This is a genomic window from Halorubellus litoreus (genome assembly GCF_055378595.1).
This window is the reverse complement of record NZ_AP043836.1, coordinates 3,099,261-3,111,529: the sequence shown is the minus strand read 5'-3', so window position 1 is coordinate 3,111,529 and position 12,269 is coordinate 3,099,261. Positions and strand designations below refer to the sequence as shown.

Annotated in this window: 14 protein-coding genes; 6 read left to right on the top strand and 8 right to left on the bottom strand. The window is 68.9% G+C overall.

Translation table 11 applies throughout. From position 1 onward, the window contains the following. The first annotated feature begins 2 nt into the window (after nucleotides 1–2). Nucleotides 3–404, top strand: a complete 402-nt coding sequence (locus ACZ48X_RS19695; protein WP_336350795.1) for a DUF7521 family protein — start codon at nucleotides 3–5, stop codon at nucleotides 402–404. Here the strand turns inward: ACZ48X_RS19695 and ACZ48X_RS19690 are convergent, their stop codons facing one another. Beyond that, nucleotides 405–1,748 carry a LolA family protein gene (locus tag ACZ48X_RS19690; protein ID WP_336350796.1) on the bottom strand — a complete coding sequence of 448 codons (1,344 nt, stop codon included), beginning with the start codon at nucleotides 1,746–1,748 and terminating at the stop codon, nucleotides 405–407. It lies immediately after the preceding gene. 128 nt (nucleotides 1,749–1,876) lie between these two features. Here ACZ48X_RS19690 and ACZ48X_RS19685 point away from each other — a divergent pair, with 128 nt between their 5' ends. Beyond that, nucleotides 1,877–2,752, top strand: coding sequence for a CbiX/SirB N-terminal domain-containing protein (locus ACZ48X_RS19685; protein ID WP_336350797.1), 876 nt, complete (start codon nucleotides 1,877–1,879; stop codon nucleotides 2,750–2,752). A gap of 4 nt (nucleotides 2,753–2,756) precedes the next feature. Beyond that, the gene (locus ACZ48X_RS19680; RefSeq protein WP_336350798.1) at nucleotides 2,757–3,920 is read left to right on the top strand and encodes a DR2241 family protein; all 1,164 of its coding nucleotides are present in this window, start codon (nucleotides 2,757–2,759) and stop codon (nucleotides 3,918–3,920) included. 64 nt (nucleotides 3,921–3,984) lie between these two features. Here the strand turns inward: ACZ48X_RS19680 and ACZ48X_RS19675 are convergent, their stop codons facing one another. Both ACZ48X_RS19675 and ACZ48X_RS19670 read right to left on the bottom strand, forming a co-directional pair. Beyond that, nucleotides 3,985–4,545, bottom strand: coding sequence for a DUF7524 family protein (locus tag ACZ48X_RS19675; protein ID WP_336350799.1), 561 nt, complete (start codon nucleotides 4,543–4,545; stop codon nucleotides 3,985–3,987). Nucleotides 4,546–4,577: 32 nt separating this feature from the next. Beyond that, the gene (locus ACZ48X_RS19670; protein WP_336350800.1) at nucleotides 4,578–4,775 is read right to left on the bottom strand and encodes a methytransferase partner Trm112; all 198 of its coding nucleotides are present in this window, start codon (nucleotides 4,773–4,775) and stop codon (nucleotides 4,578–4,580) included. A 152-nt stretch (nucleotides 4,776–4,927) separates the two neighbouring features. On the opposite strand from ACZ48X_RS19670, the gene ACZ48X_RS19665 reads away from it, so the two are divergent. Next, entirely contained in the window at nucleotides 4,928–5,296 is a 369-nt protein-coding gene (locus ACZ48X_RS19665; RefSeq protein WP_336350801.1) for a group I truncated hemoglobin, read from the top strand. Between the two features lie 39 nt (nucleotides 5,297–5,335). On the opposite strand, the gene ACZ48X_RS19660 is transcribed toward ACZ48X_RS19665, so the two are convergent. The 3 genes from ACZ48X_RS19660 to ACZ48X_RS19650 form a co-directional block, all read right to left on the bottom strand. Beyond that, nucleotides 5,336–5,893 carry an NUDIX hydrolase gene (locus tag ACZ48X_RS19660; protein WP_336350802.1) on the bottom strand — a complete coding sequence of 186 codons (558 nt, stop codon included), beginning with the start codon at nucleotides 5,891–5,893 and terminating at the stop codon, nucleotides 5,336–5,338. Nucleotides 5,894–5,995: 102 nt separating this feature from the next. Further along, entirely contained in the window at nucleotides 5,996–6,187 is a 192-nt protein-coding gene (locus ACZ48X_RS19655; protein ID WP_336350803.1) for a hypothetical protein, read from the bottom strand. 46 nt (nucleotides 6,188–6,233) lie between these two features. Next, nucleotides 6,234–7,610 (bottom strand): adenylosuccinate synthase, encoded by a 1,377-nt coding sequence (locus tag ACZ48X_RS19650; protein WP_336350804.1) that lies wholly within the window; start codon nucleotides 7,608–7,610, stop codon nucleotides 6,234–6,236. Between the two features lie 252 nt (nucleotides 7,611–7,862). Between ACZ48X_RS19650 and ACZ48X_RS19645 the strand changes: the two genes are divergently transcribed. Beyond that, on the top strand, nucleotides 7,863–8,168 hold the full coding sequence (locus ACZ48X_RS19645) for a hypothetical protein (protein WP_227130735.1): 306 nt from the start codon (nucleotides 7,863–7,865) through the stop codon (nucleotides 8,166–8,168). Nucleotides 8,169–8,275: 107 nt separating this feature from the next. Here the strand turns inward: ACZ48X_RS19645 and ACZ48X_RS19640 are convergent, their stop codons facing one another. Next, the gene (locus tag ACZ48X_RS19640) at nucleotides 8,276–10,699 is read right to left on the bottom strand and encodes a DUF7527 domain-containing protein (protein ID WP_336350805.1); all 2,424 of its coding nucleotides are present in this window, start codon (nucleotides 10,697–10,699) and stop codon (nucleotides 8,276–8,278) included. A 120-nt stretch (nucleotides 10,700–10,819) separates the two neighbouring features. Further along, entirely contained in the window at nucleotides 10,820–11,098 is a 279-nt protein-coding gene (locus ACZ48X_RS19635; protein ID WP_336350806.1) for a UPF0058 family protein, read from the bottom strand. Nucleotides 11,099–11,220: 122 nt separating this feature from the next. Here ACZ48X_RS19635 and ACZ48X_RS19630 point away from each other — a divergent pair, with 122 nt between their 5' ends. Next, nucleotides 11,221–12,267, top strand: coding sequence for a hypothetical protein (locus ACZ48X_RS19630; protein WP_336350807.1), 1,047 nt, complete (start codon nucleotides 11,221–11,223; stop codon nucleotides 12,265–12,267). Nucleotides 12,268–12,269: the final 2 nt, after the last annotated feature.

The following is a 12,269-nucleotide window of genomic DNA, read 5'->3' as shown; positions in this document are numbered from 1 at the left end:
CCATGCTCGGGGCACTACCACCACCCGGCGCGGTCGGGCACGTGCTCGCGAGCGCTGGCGAGGTCCTGGCGGACGCGCCCCTGCTCCAGGCCGCCGTGAGCGGCCTCGACCCGCTCCAGGTGCTGTTGCTCGCGATGGCGGCCGCGTCGACCGCGCTCGGCCTGTACGTCGGCTACCAGGCGTACCGCGGGTTCCGGCGGAACGACAGTACGCCGATGAAGTTCCTGTCGCTCGGGCTCGTCCTGCTGACGGCGGTGACGTTCGGCCTGAGCTTCGGCGGGAGTCTCGCGTTCCAGTACGACGTCGCGCCCGAGGTGCTGCGGCCGGCGTGGCAGGTCGCCGTCCGTGGGTCCCAGCTCGCGGGGCTCGCGTGCATCGTGTACGCGCTCCACCGCCGTCCCTGACTACGGTCGCGTCGCGTCCACGTCCCCTCGGACGCCGCGCGCACCATCGAGATCGGCGTCACGGAGACCGCTCGGTGCCCCCGGTTGCGTTCCATACCCCGTCCCCTCGGCGTCGCCACAGTCGAGCGACGCGGCGAACGCGACGAGCGCGTCCCGCGGATACGGACCGATGCTGGCAGCGGAGACGACGTAGTCGTCGCAGTACACGTAGACGGCTTTGGTCCGTCCGAGGTCGACGTAGAGGGCGCTGTGGCCGTCGACAGTGAGGTTCTCCGCGACGCCGCGCTCGCGGGACCGGACGATGTCGTCGCTCAGGTAGCGGCCGGCGACGAGTACGGTCGACTCGTTCGAGTACAGGACCTGGCCGCCGGTCGCGTTCAGGTCGATGCCGGCCGCGTACGCGAACTCGAACCCGTCGGGGACGCTGGGGTCGGGGACGGGAACGGTCGTGTTCGCCGCGAGCGCGGCGACCGTCGGGAACCGGACGACGCCGGTCGCGTAGTCGACGACCTCCGTGCGCTCGCCCGGTTCGTACCGATAGGTGGACGCGGAGACGTTCGCGCCGTAGTTCAGGTTCGAGAACGTCATCACGTGCGACCAGCGTTCGCCGTCGACGGTCGCGCGACGCTCGACGCGCACCGGGAAGAACCGCTCCTGGTCGACGTAGTACGTGATGGTGAGGTTCCGCGCCGCGGTCGCGTCCGGGTCCGCGGGTTCGACGACGAGGACGTGCGTGCGTTCGTCCGCGACGGTCTCCGTGCCCCCGTAGGTGACGACGAACGCGCTGACGTTCGCGGACGGCGCGGGCGCCGACGCCTCGCCGTCGTCGCCGCTGACGACGGTCGGGGCCGGGCCGACGCCGACGCTCGGGAGGCTAGAGACCGTGCCGTCGCTCTCGTTCGCGGCGTCGAACGCGGCCGCGAGGAACGCGCCGAAGTCGCCGTCGTCGCCCGTGCCGAACGTCGAGTTGAACGTCGCCGCGGTGTGCGCGTACCGCTGTGCGACGTCCGCCGACGCGTTGTACTGCCAGTAGTACGCGTCGTTGGAGACGAAACGGTTCCCGCGATGCGTGGCGGGGGCGGTGACGCGCTGGCGAGCGTTCCGCGTGCCGACCTCCGCGGCGAACCGGAGCGTCGACCGGTTCGTGCGGTCGCCGGAGACCACCTCGACCTGGAGGTCGCCGGTGACGTTCCCGAGCGCCCGGTACGTCGAGGCGGCGTCGTCGCCGTCCGGGACCGGCGGAACGCCACCGTCGCCGGCCCCGCCAGGGCCGAACGAGCACCCGGCGAGGGCGACGGCGAACGCGACCGCGGCGAGGACGAGGACCGTACGCGTTCGTGTCATCTCGATTGTTCGTTCGCGGAGCGTGCACGTTAGGCGTTGCGGTCGCCCGCAGCGGCCGTGGAACGAACACCCTCGGTGCAGGGCCCGGTGACGATGGCACTAAGACGGTTCGGGCCGGACGCCGAGGTATGCAAGCGCTGGTCATCGTCGCACACGGCTCGCACCTCAACCCGGAGTCGAGCACGCCGACGTACGCGCACGCCGACACCATCCGGGAGACGGCGGCGTTCGACGAGGTTCGCGAGGCGTTCTGGAAGGAGGAACCGCACTTCCGGGAGGTCCTGCGGACGCTCGAGAGCGAGGAGGTGTACATCGTCCCGCTGTTCATCTCGGAGGGGTACTTCACGGAGGACGTCATCCCGCGCGAACTCCGGCTCGACGACTGGGATCCCGAGGCGTGGGAGTCCAACGGCACGAGCGCCACGCACGTGACGCTCGACGCGGGAGACGTGGAGAAGACGGTGCACTACTGTGGCCCGGTCGGCACCCACGATGCGATGAGCGACGTCATCGTTCGGCGCGCGGAGACGGTCACGGGCGACCCCGAGGTCGGCGAGGGGTTCGGGCTCGCGGTCGTCGGCCACGGCACGAAGCGCAACGAGAACTCCGCGAAGGCTATCGAGTACCACGCCGACCGGATCCGCGACATGGGGCGGTTCGACGAGGTGCAGGCGCTGTTCATGGACGAGGACCCCGAGGTCGACGACGTCACGGACTTCTTCGAGAGCGAAGATATCGTGGTCGTCCCGCTGTTCGTCGCGGACGGCTACCACACGCAGGAGGACATCCCCGAGGACATGGGACTCACCGACGACTACCGCGACGGCTGGGAGACGCCCGCGAAGGTCGACGGCCACTACCTCTGGTACGCGGGCGCCGTCGGCACGGAACCGCTGATGGCGGACGTCGTCCTCGAACGCGCGCTGGACGCCGGCGCGGACGTCGCCGACGCCGTCGAGTACGTCAAAGAGCACACGCGCGACGCCGCGGTCACGGAGGCCTGAGAGCATGGACGACGAGCAACTCGCGGCGCTGTCGGCGGCGGTCACCATCGAGGACGACGTCGCGTTCGACGGCCTGCACGTCACGCGGACCGAGGACGGCTATCGGTTCGAGCTCCCGGACCTGGAACGCGGCGGGCTCTCGGAGGACGAACTGCATCGGGTGGCGCGCGCGAACCCCGAGCACGTCTCGAACTGGTACTTCTGGCACGACGTCGCGCCCACCGAGGGGTCCGCGCGGTTCGACTTCCTCCGGTACCTGGAGCGCGTCGCCGATCACGACGCGCCGACGGAGACGCGCGGGCACGGCGGCGACGCGACCCACGGGACGACGTACGAGCCCACGGACATCTTGGACCGGTACGACGCGCTCGAACGTGGCATCGAACGCCAGTGGGGCCAGCTCCTCGTCACCGTCGAGCTCGCCGACGACGGCTACCGGCGGTACGAGGTCCGGCACGTCGACGACGCCGACGCCGACGCCGACGACCTCGACGCGCACCGCGACGTCCGGGACGCGAGAGACGTCGCGAAGTTCGACGAGAAGGGACGCTACCGGCCGTTGAAGGCCGCGCCGACACTCGTCGACGGCTGGCGGTTCCCGGAGCTGACGAGCGCGGCGGTCGTCGACGTCGTCGAGACGATCTATCCCGCGACGGTCGCGAACTGGCATCGGGAGCGCGAGGGGAACCTCGACGTCGACCACTGGGAGCCCACGATGGAACGCCAGTCCGGCATCTACGGCGTCGTCCAGACGTGGAACCGCGGCGAAGGGAAAGAGCACGTCGAGCGCGTCGCGGAGGCGTGCTGTGCGGACTCGGAGTGCCTGAAGCGCCGCGAGTGGCAGTACGACGAGGACACCGACCTCGAAGCGGACGGTGGCGTGGGCGCGTTCCCGTGCCGCGAGCCGTGCTCGATGGTCGTCTCCGCCGCCCGTCAATGGACGAAACTCGAAGGGGAGGACTCGCAGTCCTACGAGTTCGAGCTGACGCCCAGTGAGAAGGAACAGCTCGAGGCCATCATCGACACCGTCGCCGACGGCGACGTCGACGAGGTCCGCGAGGCGGACTTCCGGCACGACGCGAACCGCTGGCGGACGCGGTATCTCCGCGAGAAACGCATGGACGACGACGGGAACCTCTGCGGCGTCCCAACCGACGGCGACGACTAGTCGACGTTCAGCGGGCCTCGAACCCGAGTGTCGAGGTCCACGGGTCGGTACCAGTGGGGGCGTCTCACTCGCTGACGAGCGCGTACATCGCTGCGAGGACGCCGGCGACGACGACGAGCGCGCCGACGGCGACGACGAGGTCGCCGAACGCGAACGCCGCCCCGACTGCGACGAGGACCGCGACGACGCCGAGGCCGAGAACCGGCAGGCTCTCCTCGGCGAGCAACCGGTCGAGCGCGCTCCCCGTGTCGTCGGTCGTCGCGGGTTCGGCGAGCGTCTCGTCCACCGGGAGGTCCGGCTCGGGTTGTTCGACGATGCCGACGTCGACGGACGACCCGGTTGCGCCGTAGCCCGCCGAGATCTCGAGCGCGCCACGTAACGGCCGCGGGCCATCGGGGACCTCGACCTGAACGACGCGCGTCGAGTCCGTCTCCACGTAGAGGTTCGTCTCGTCGAGGTGGACGCCGCGAGCGAGCGCGTCGTCCGGATGTACGTGGACGTGACTGGCGCGACCGTGATTGACGAGTTCGAGCTCGAACGTCCCCCCGGTCTCGAAGTCGGCGGTCGCTGGCGCGACCTCGTGGAGTTCCCCGCGACTCAGGTGGACGGTGAGCGTGTCGACCACGAATCTACCTCACGAGCGAGTGTAAAAAAGGTTCAGGCGGGGACGTCGTCGCGCATGTCCGGCGGGAGGAGGTTCGGGATGCCGTCCTCGATGGGGTAGCGTTCCCCGCACTCCGTGCAGACGAGCGTGCCGGCGAGGACCTCCTCGTCGTCGGCGCGGTCGTCGACCTCCAGTTCGAGTTCTGACTTGTCCATCGGGCAGCAGAGAACGTCCATCAGCGACTCCTTCATACCCGGAGCGTCGGGGACGGACAGCAAAAGGCTTCGGGAACGCGGCGACGGGACGACCGTCACGTGCGATGGCGGAGAGTCAGGACTGTGCGCTCGGACCCGAACGTGTTCTTTGGTTAGATTCTTCCGTGGGTCGCGTGAACGCAAGCGTCATGAGCGAGGAGACGCTCTACGAGCGATTGGGTGAACGGGAGGCTATCGAGGCGGTCGTCGACGAGTTCTACGACCGCGTGCTCGCGGACGACGAACTCGTCGCGTACTTCGAGGATTCGGATCCCGCGGACCTCAGACGGCATCAGACGCAGTTCCTGTCGCACGTCACGGGCGGGCCCGTGCAGTGGGACGGCGACGACATGGCGACGGCGCACGACCACCTCGGGGTGACGCCCGCGGACTTCGGGCGCGTCGCCGAGCACCTGGACGACGCGCTCGGCGAGTTCGACGTCCCGGACGCGGAGCGCGAGGAGGTGATGGACGCGGTGGCGTCCCTCGAAGGTGCGGTCGTGTCGGCGGACGACTGACCGCCACCGGTCGCTGCTCGCGCGGTCGATGGGAGTCGGTCAGACCGGGTTCTCGCGGTCGAACGCGGCAGCGACGCGTTCCCGGTCGGAGTCGCGGATGGGAACGACGCCGTCGATGACGTCGTCGACCAGTTCGCGGCGGATCTCGAACCCGTCGGCCTCGGGCGCGAGGGTCCCGGTCGCGTCCGCGTAGTCGAGGGCGTACGTCGCGAAGTGGAACGCGACCGCGTCGGTCTCGGCGTGGTACACGGTGACCAGCGAGAGCGCGTCTGAGGTCGCGGCGAGCGCGGTCTCCTCCTGGAGTTCGCGGAGCACGGCCTCGCGCGGCCCTTCGTCGTGGTGGGCGTGCCCGCCGGGGAGACTCAGGACGCCGTCGTGCTGGGGGATGGGTTCGTCGAGCAGGAGGACGTGGTCGTCGTCGCGGACGACCACGTGCACCGCCGAGACCGGCGTCCGAGCGAACACCATCTCGCAGTCGCCACACCAGTCCATCGGGCCGCCGTCGAACTCGCGCGAACCGACCTCGCTCCCGCACTGCGGGCAGTACTCGGGGTCGACGGCGACCGAGTAGATGCGGAACTCGTCGTAGTCCTCCATGCGTCGTGGTACCGTCGAACGCGATGAAAACGTTGGGACGTCAGGAACGAGCGTGCAGGTTGGCGCTGACGCGACCGGGCGAGGTGTCCGACGCCGGAGCGGTCACTCCTGGTCGAGTTCCGCGGCCTGCTCCTGCACGTCCGCGATGGCGGCCTCCTGCTCGCCGCGGGTCAGCCCACCGGATTCGGCGTGCCGACCGTCGTACTGCGACCCCGGAATCGCCTCCCAGACGTCGCCGTCGTCGTCGCTTGCTGGCCAGTACGACCTGACGAGCGCGCGGAGTCGTCGGAACATGCTCGAATCAACGCGCCGACGTGTTAAGAAAGTTACCGTACTGGAGTCAGTCGTCGTACGGCGATTCGAGGACGACGGTCTGGTCGCGGTCCGGGCCGACGCCGACCGCGTAGATGTCCGTCTCGAGCTCGTCGCTGACGTACTCGAGGTACGCGCGAGCGTTCTCCGGGAGGTCCGCGTAGTCGTCGACGTCGTCCCAGTCGACCTCCGGCCAGCCGTCGAACGTCCGCAGGTTCGCCTCGCACTCAGCCCACTTCTCGGTCGTCGACGGCAGCGTCTCGATCTCCTCGCCGTCCAGGGTATAGGAGTCGCCGACCTTCACCTCGTCGAGCCCCGCGAGCACGTCGACGTGATTCACCGCGAGGCCGGTGAAGCCGTTGACGCGCGTCGAGTGCCGGAGCATCGGGAGGTCGAGCCAGCCGACGCGACGCGGCCGGCCCGTGACGGTACCGTACTCGCCGCCCTCGTCGCGGATGTACGTCGCGAGCTCCTCCTCGTCGTCGCCAGCGTGCCCGTCGTAGCCCGGCGTCTGGCCCTCGACGCCCGCGAGTTCCGTCGGGAGCGGCCCACGACCGACGCGAGTGAGGTACGCCTTCACGATACCGACGACCTCGCCCTGTCCGATGACGGTCGGCGCGAGCCCCGACCCCGTCGCCGCGCCGCCAGCGGTCGGGTTCGAGGACGTCACGTACGGGTAGTTCCCGTGGTCGATGTCGATGACCGTGCCCTGTGCGCCCTCGAGCATCACGTTCTCGCCGTTCGCGCGCTTCTCCGCGAGGAAGTTCCCCGCGTCGACGGTCATGTCCTCCGCGGCGAGACGCTCGCCGTACTCCCGCGCCGTCTCGAACACCGCGTCCACGTCGAAGGCGTCCGGATTCTCGAGGTCGTCCACGTCGACGCCGTAGACGTCCTCGACGAGCGCGCGCTTCTGCGGGACGACGTACTCGATGCGGTCGCGAAGCACGTCCTCGTCGAGCAGGTCACCGACGCGAACCCCGCGTCGACCGGCCTTGTCCTCGTACGTCGGCCCGATGCCGCGTCCGGTGGTGCCGACCGCGCTGTCGGTCTCGCTCTTGACGTCCTCCTCGATACCGTCCAGGACGCGATGATACGGGAGGATGACGTGCGCGCGCTCGGCGACGCGAACGTCCGGCTCCAGGCCGCGCTCGCGGAGCCCGTCCATCTCCTCGAAGAGCGTGGCGGGATTGACGACGCAGCCGTTCCCCAGAACGCCGACCTTCCCGCGGACGGCGCCGCTCGGGACGAGCGAGAGCTTGTACTCGGTTCCGTCCTCGACGACGGTGTGACCGGCGTTGTCGCCGCCCTGGTAGCGGACGACGACGTCCGCGGGGTCGCCGTAGAGGTCGACGACGCCGCCCTTCCCCTCGTCTCCGAGTTGGGAACCGACGATGGTAACAGTCATTTACACGGGGGGTTTCACGAGGCCCCGATAAACCGATTTCGATACCGTCGGTCGTTGGTCGCTCCTCGTGGACCGTGGCCGGGGGCACGCGCGAGCCAGCGGGCCGCGGTGACAGGCGGAACCCACCGAGGGTATTCCGATACCGACCAGAAGACCTATGTAGTACGTCTGTCAACCTCAGACACTGTTCTGGGCAACCATGCCAATGGGAGAGTAAGGTTTAAAACCCCGAACGACAAGTTAACAAATGCCATGATAGACCGACTTGAGAAGGAAGTCGACATGCTGGAGCGGCATCTGCAGGTCCTGAAGATGGTCATCGAGAACGAACCCATCGGGATCGTCAAGATGTCCAACGAGACGGGTTACCCGCATCACAAGGTTCGCTACTCGCTGCGCGTCCTCGAGGAGGAGAACCTCATCGAGCCCTCGAGCCAGGGCGCCATCACCACCGACCACACGTCGGAGTTCGTGGACGACCTCGACGAGAAGATCGACGAGATCGTCGACAAGATGGACAACATGAAGATCGACAACGCGGCGGAAGTCGAGAACTAGACCCTCGTTCTTCTCTCGTTCCACCGACGACACGTAGCGACGGCGTCGCCGAACCGACCCGCCTCGACGTAGCGACCACCGCGTACCGGGCTCGAAGGCGCGCGCGGTCAGAGTTCCGGGACGTTCACGTGGAACTCGCCGTTACGCGTCTCGACGAGACACAGGTGGTAGCCGCGTTTCCGCGACAGCTTGACGTAGGACTTCTTCGAGTCGCGACTCAGGATACCGCCGCTGGTCGCCTCGTTCGCGATCTCGAGCGCCTCCGGCGCGAAGAAGCTCGCGGTCACCATGAACGCGCCGGCGAGCGCGTCACTCGTCCGTTTGACGCGCGTACCGCGCTCCTGGAGGTCCACCATCATCTCCTCGGTCGCCGGGTCCCGCGACGCGTTGACGTTCGCGACCGCTAACGGGTTCCCCATCCGGTCGCGGACGACGACGTCGAACGTCGTCTGCTCGCGGTGTTCCTCGCCGTCCTCCTCGTAGCGGAGCGAGACGTCACCGTAGAGTTCGACGCGGTCGACCTTCGGGAACGCCTCGTAGAGGTCGCCGAGGTCGTTCTCGTTCCCCGTGTCGCGGATCTCGAAGACGAGGTCGTACACGAACCACTCCACGAACTGGTACGGCGTGGATTCGTAGAGGAACTCGTCGTAGGCCTTCCCGTCGATGACCGCGTTCTCCGCGTCGAAACTCGTGTGGTACTCGAGGCGGAGGTTCGCTTCCAGGTCGGCGATCCCGACGTCGCTGTCGTGGACGTCCTCGAGCGTCGTCGCGCTCTTGGAGCCGTATCGAACGAAGAGGTTCGTGCCTTCGAGCGCTTCTCGCGGCGAGAGTTCGACGACGTCCTCGCCGGGCGTCTCCGCTTCGAGTCGTTCGCGCGCCGCCGCGAGGTCGCTTTCGAGTGCCGCGACCTCGTCTTCGAGGTCGTCGACGCGCGCCTGCAGTTCGTCGTTCCGTTCGGCGAGCCGGTCGCGTTCGGCTTCGAGGTCGTTGCGTTCGGCCGCGATCCGGTCGCGTTCCTCGCGGACGCTCTCGAGCTCCTCGGAGAGTTCGGTGACGCGATCGGGGTCCGCGCCGCCGGCCGCTGCACCGTTCGGGGACGCGCCCCGGTTCCCGTTCGCTCCCTGCCGCCCAGTGGCGTGGTCGTCGGTGCGCGACGACCGCGAGTTCGGAGGGCCGGGGTCGCGGTCGGTCGTCGACCGGGCGTCTGACGTCGTTCCGGTCGGCTCGCTGGTGCCCGCCGCGAGCGGGTCCGGGTCGTCGTCCTCGACCGTCCGGTCGGGGTTGATGGAGGGGATGGTCGTGGTCTCGCGCCACGCGACCTCGTCGTCGACCTCGCTCGCTCTCGCCTCGTCCTCGACCTCGGCCATCACTTCGTCGGGGACCTCCGCCATCGCACCGCCGGTCGAGTCGTCGCTCGGCACCGCTCGTGCGTCGGACTCGGACGTCGAGTCCGGTGTCTCCGCCGCGGTCCGTCCGGGGGCGTTCCGGCCGCTCGACGTCTCCGTCTCGCTTCGCGCGCGACGCCCGGTCGTCGACGGCGCGTCATCGCTCCCGGCGGATTCGTCTCGGGTCACGGCGTCGCCGTCGTCGACCGGGCGCTCGCTCCGCCGTTCGTCGTCGCGCTCACCGCGTCGTGGGGTCGGATCGGACGCCGGTTCCGCCTCCCCGACGACGGGGTCCTCGTCGACCGTCGGCTCCGCGTCGTCGATCGGCGGTGCCGCGACCGCGTCCTCCGCACCACCGCCCGTCGACTCGCGGCCGGCGACCTCGTCGTCGCCCACCGCGGTCGACGGGTCCTCGGCCGCGGCGGCGGGAGTGTCGTCGACGCGTTCGTCGGGCGAACCGCCACCGCCGGCGCCGGCGCCCACACCGCCAACGCCCGCATCCGTATCGGCGCCACTGCCAGCACCGCCAGTGCCGGCATCCGCAACGGCACCACCGCCAGCACTGCCAGCGCCAGCACCCGCAGCGGCGTCATCGTCCGGCTCCTCGTCGGCCGGGATGTCCTGCACCTCGATGTCGACGTCCCAGACCGTGTAGATGCCGACCTCGTCGTCCGCGCGGTCGAACGCCTCGTCGTCCGTGATCAGCTTCTCCTGATTCCCGACGAACGCGCAACTCATCGACCGACCGCCGTAGTAAACCACGTAGTAATCGCCCGACAGGACGTTCTCGGACAACTCCACGTAGCCCGTGAACGACCCGGAGGACAGCGTTCCGTCCGCCTCCGATATCGGGGTGTCGTTCGTGTAGTACTTCGCGCGCTCCTCGCCACCCTGCTCGCGCATCGCGAACAGGAGCGGGAGACTCGGATGGGGTGCCTCGTAGATCGTGCCCGACGCGCCGTCGAACGACTCGACGTCGCCACCGACCACGCCGACGACCTTCCCGTTCAACACGAACGCCGTCGTCGACCCGGTCTCGACCGCTCCCGAGAACTCCGCGTCCGCGAGCTCTCGCAGGTCCTCGTAGCCGTCAGAGAACGGACGCGAATCCCAGTCCTTGACGCGCGCTTCCGTTCGGGAGTCCATGTACTGCCTTTCGCCCCACACGGACCAAATAGGTTCCGCCGTCGTGACTCGGTCGCGCGAGCGGTGTCGCCGCCCGACGTCGTCACTGGATGACTAGGCGACGACAGGAACGACGCGCGTTCAGATCTTGGATTCCGCGTCCTCGGCGAGTTCCTTCATGCGCTTGCCGATACGGCCGGCGCTCGAGAACTCGTCCTCGCTCATCGCGTTCGCGAGCGAGTTCCCGAGCACGAACACCGCGTGCTTGTGTTCGCTCTTGGACTTGTGGACGTCCGACGGGTCGATGTCGAGTTCGCGGTACGTCGAGAACAGGCCGTCAGGGACCTCGTCCTGGTCGGAGAAGTTCTCCATTATCGTCACCATGTGCTCGTGGAGCTCGAGGAGTTCGTCCTTGTGCATGCCCGTTCGTATGCGTTCGCCGAGATTTAAGGGTTTGGCCCGGCTCGTGCGAACGTTCTCCACGGCGAGGGCTCGATGTCTTGCGCCACGATTTATAGTGGGGACGGTCGTAGCCGACGGTGATGCCCGAGATACGCCTCGAACTGTCCGCCGAGGACGTCCGGAAGCTCGACACCGAGGTCGACCTCCTGGGGTTCGAGGACCGCGGCGAGTACCTGCGTTGGATCATCGGGAACCGCGCCGCAATCGAGCAGGGCACCGAACGCGACCAGTTGCTGACGGAGTACCAGGCGCGCGTCGACGAACTGGAGGCGCAGCTCTCGGCGCACGACGGGAACCGTGGTGGCGACGGCGGTGCTGCGGCCGATGCGACTCGCGAGCCGCGAGCGGGAGCCGAGAGCGGAAGCGACGACGGGCGTGCACGGGCGACCGACGGGAGCGGGACGCTGTCGACGGCCGAGTCGCGGGCGACGTCGTCGTCCACGCCCGCGGAGCCACGAACCACGGTCGAACCCCAGACCACGAGTGACGTGGACGAGTCCACCAGCGACGGAGCCAGCCGACCGCGGTCGTCGCGGAGCGACGACGTCGGCGACGAGTCGAACGACCCCGTGGAAATCGGCGGGAACTTCGCGCCGGAGCGCGTCGAGCGCTTCGAGGACGAATCCCTCGGGTCGCACGCGAACCAGCTGAAGGGCGTCGAGGGCGAGCGCCTCGACGAGTTCGCGCGACGAGCGGTCGCGAAGACGCGCGAACGCCTCGGTCGGGAGCCCTCGACCGGGCTCGAGTATCGGTCCGGGACGCGCATCGCGCGCTCCAGTCCGGACGTCCGCCCGGGCGAGGACCTCGTCGACCTGGACGCGCTCGACGTTCCCGGTCGGTCCGAGTCGACGTGCGCGCCCCGACGGGAGGCCGTGGGCGCGGCGCTCGCGTACCTCCGCGACGTGGACCGCGCGAAGCGCGGTGACTTCGTCGAGGAACTCTACGAAGAGTACCCGGCGGGCTACGACAGCGAGTCCGGGTGGTGGCGGTGCATCAAGCGCGGCCTCAAGGACGCCCCGGTCGTCGAGGGCGGCGACGGGGCGCGCGTCTGGACGTACGTCGCGCCGGGGAGCCGCGAGGGCGAACTCGTCGGCTCCGGCCCGAAGCGCGTCGTCGACCCCGAGTGACC

Coding starts and splice junctions, on each gene's coding strand:
- ACZ48X_RS19670 (WP_336350800.1), bottom strand. CDS start 4,775: ATGAAGGAGTCGCTGATGGACGTTCTCTGCTGCCCGATGGACAAGTCA.
- ACZ48X_RS19680 (WP_336350798.1), top strand. CDS start 2,757: ATGGACGACGAGCAACTCGCGGCGCTGTCGGCGGCGGTCACCATCGAG.
- ACZ48X_RS19690 (WP_336350796.1), bottom strand. CDS start 1,748: ATGACACGAACGCGTACGGTCCTCGTCCTCGCCGCGGTCGCGTTCGCC.
- ACZ48X_RS19650 (WP_336350804.1), bottom strand. CDS start 7,610: ATGACTGTTACCATCGTCGGTTCCCAACTCGGAGACGAGGGGAAGGGC.
- ACZ48X_RS19635 (WP_336350806.1), bottom strand. CDS start 11,098: ATGCACAAGGACGAACTCCTCGAGCTCCACGAGCACATGGTGACGATA.
- ACZ48X_RS19640 (WP_336350805.1), bottom strand. CDS start 10,699: ATGGACTCCCGAACGGAAGCGCGCGTCAAGGACTGGGATTCGCGTCCG.
- ACZ48X_RS19695 (WP_336350795.1), top strand. CDS start 3: ATGCTCGGGGCACTACCACCACCCGGCGCGGTCGGGCACGTGCTCGCG.
- ACZ48X_RS19630 (WP_336350807.1), top strand. CDS start 11,221: ATGCCCGAGATACGCCTCGAACTGTCCGCCGAGGACGTCCGGAAGCTC.
- ACZ48X_RS19665 (WP_336350801.1), top strand. CDS start 4,928: ATGAGCGAGGAGACGCTCTACGAGCGATTGGGTGAACGGGAGGCTATC.
- ACZ48X_RS19645 (WP_227130735.1), top strand. CDS start 7,863: ATGATAGACCGACTTGAGAAGGAAGTCGACATGCTGGAGCGGCATCTG.
- ACZ48X_RS19655 (WP_336350803.1), bottom strand. CDS start 6,187: ATGTTCCGACGACTCCGCGCGCTCGTCAGGTCGTACTGGCCAGCAAGC.
- ACZ48X_RS19685 (WP_336350797.1), top strand. CDS start 1,877: ATGCAAGCGCTGGTCATCGTCGCACACGGCTCGCACCTCAACCCGGAG.
- ACZ48X_RS19660 (WP_336350802.1), bottom strand. CDS start 5,893: ATGGAGGACTACGACGAGTTCCGCATCTACTCGGTCGCCGTCGACCCC.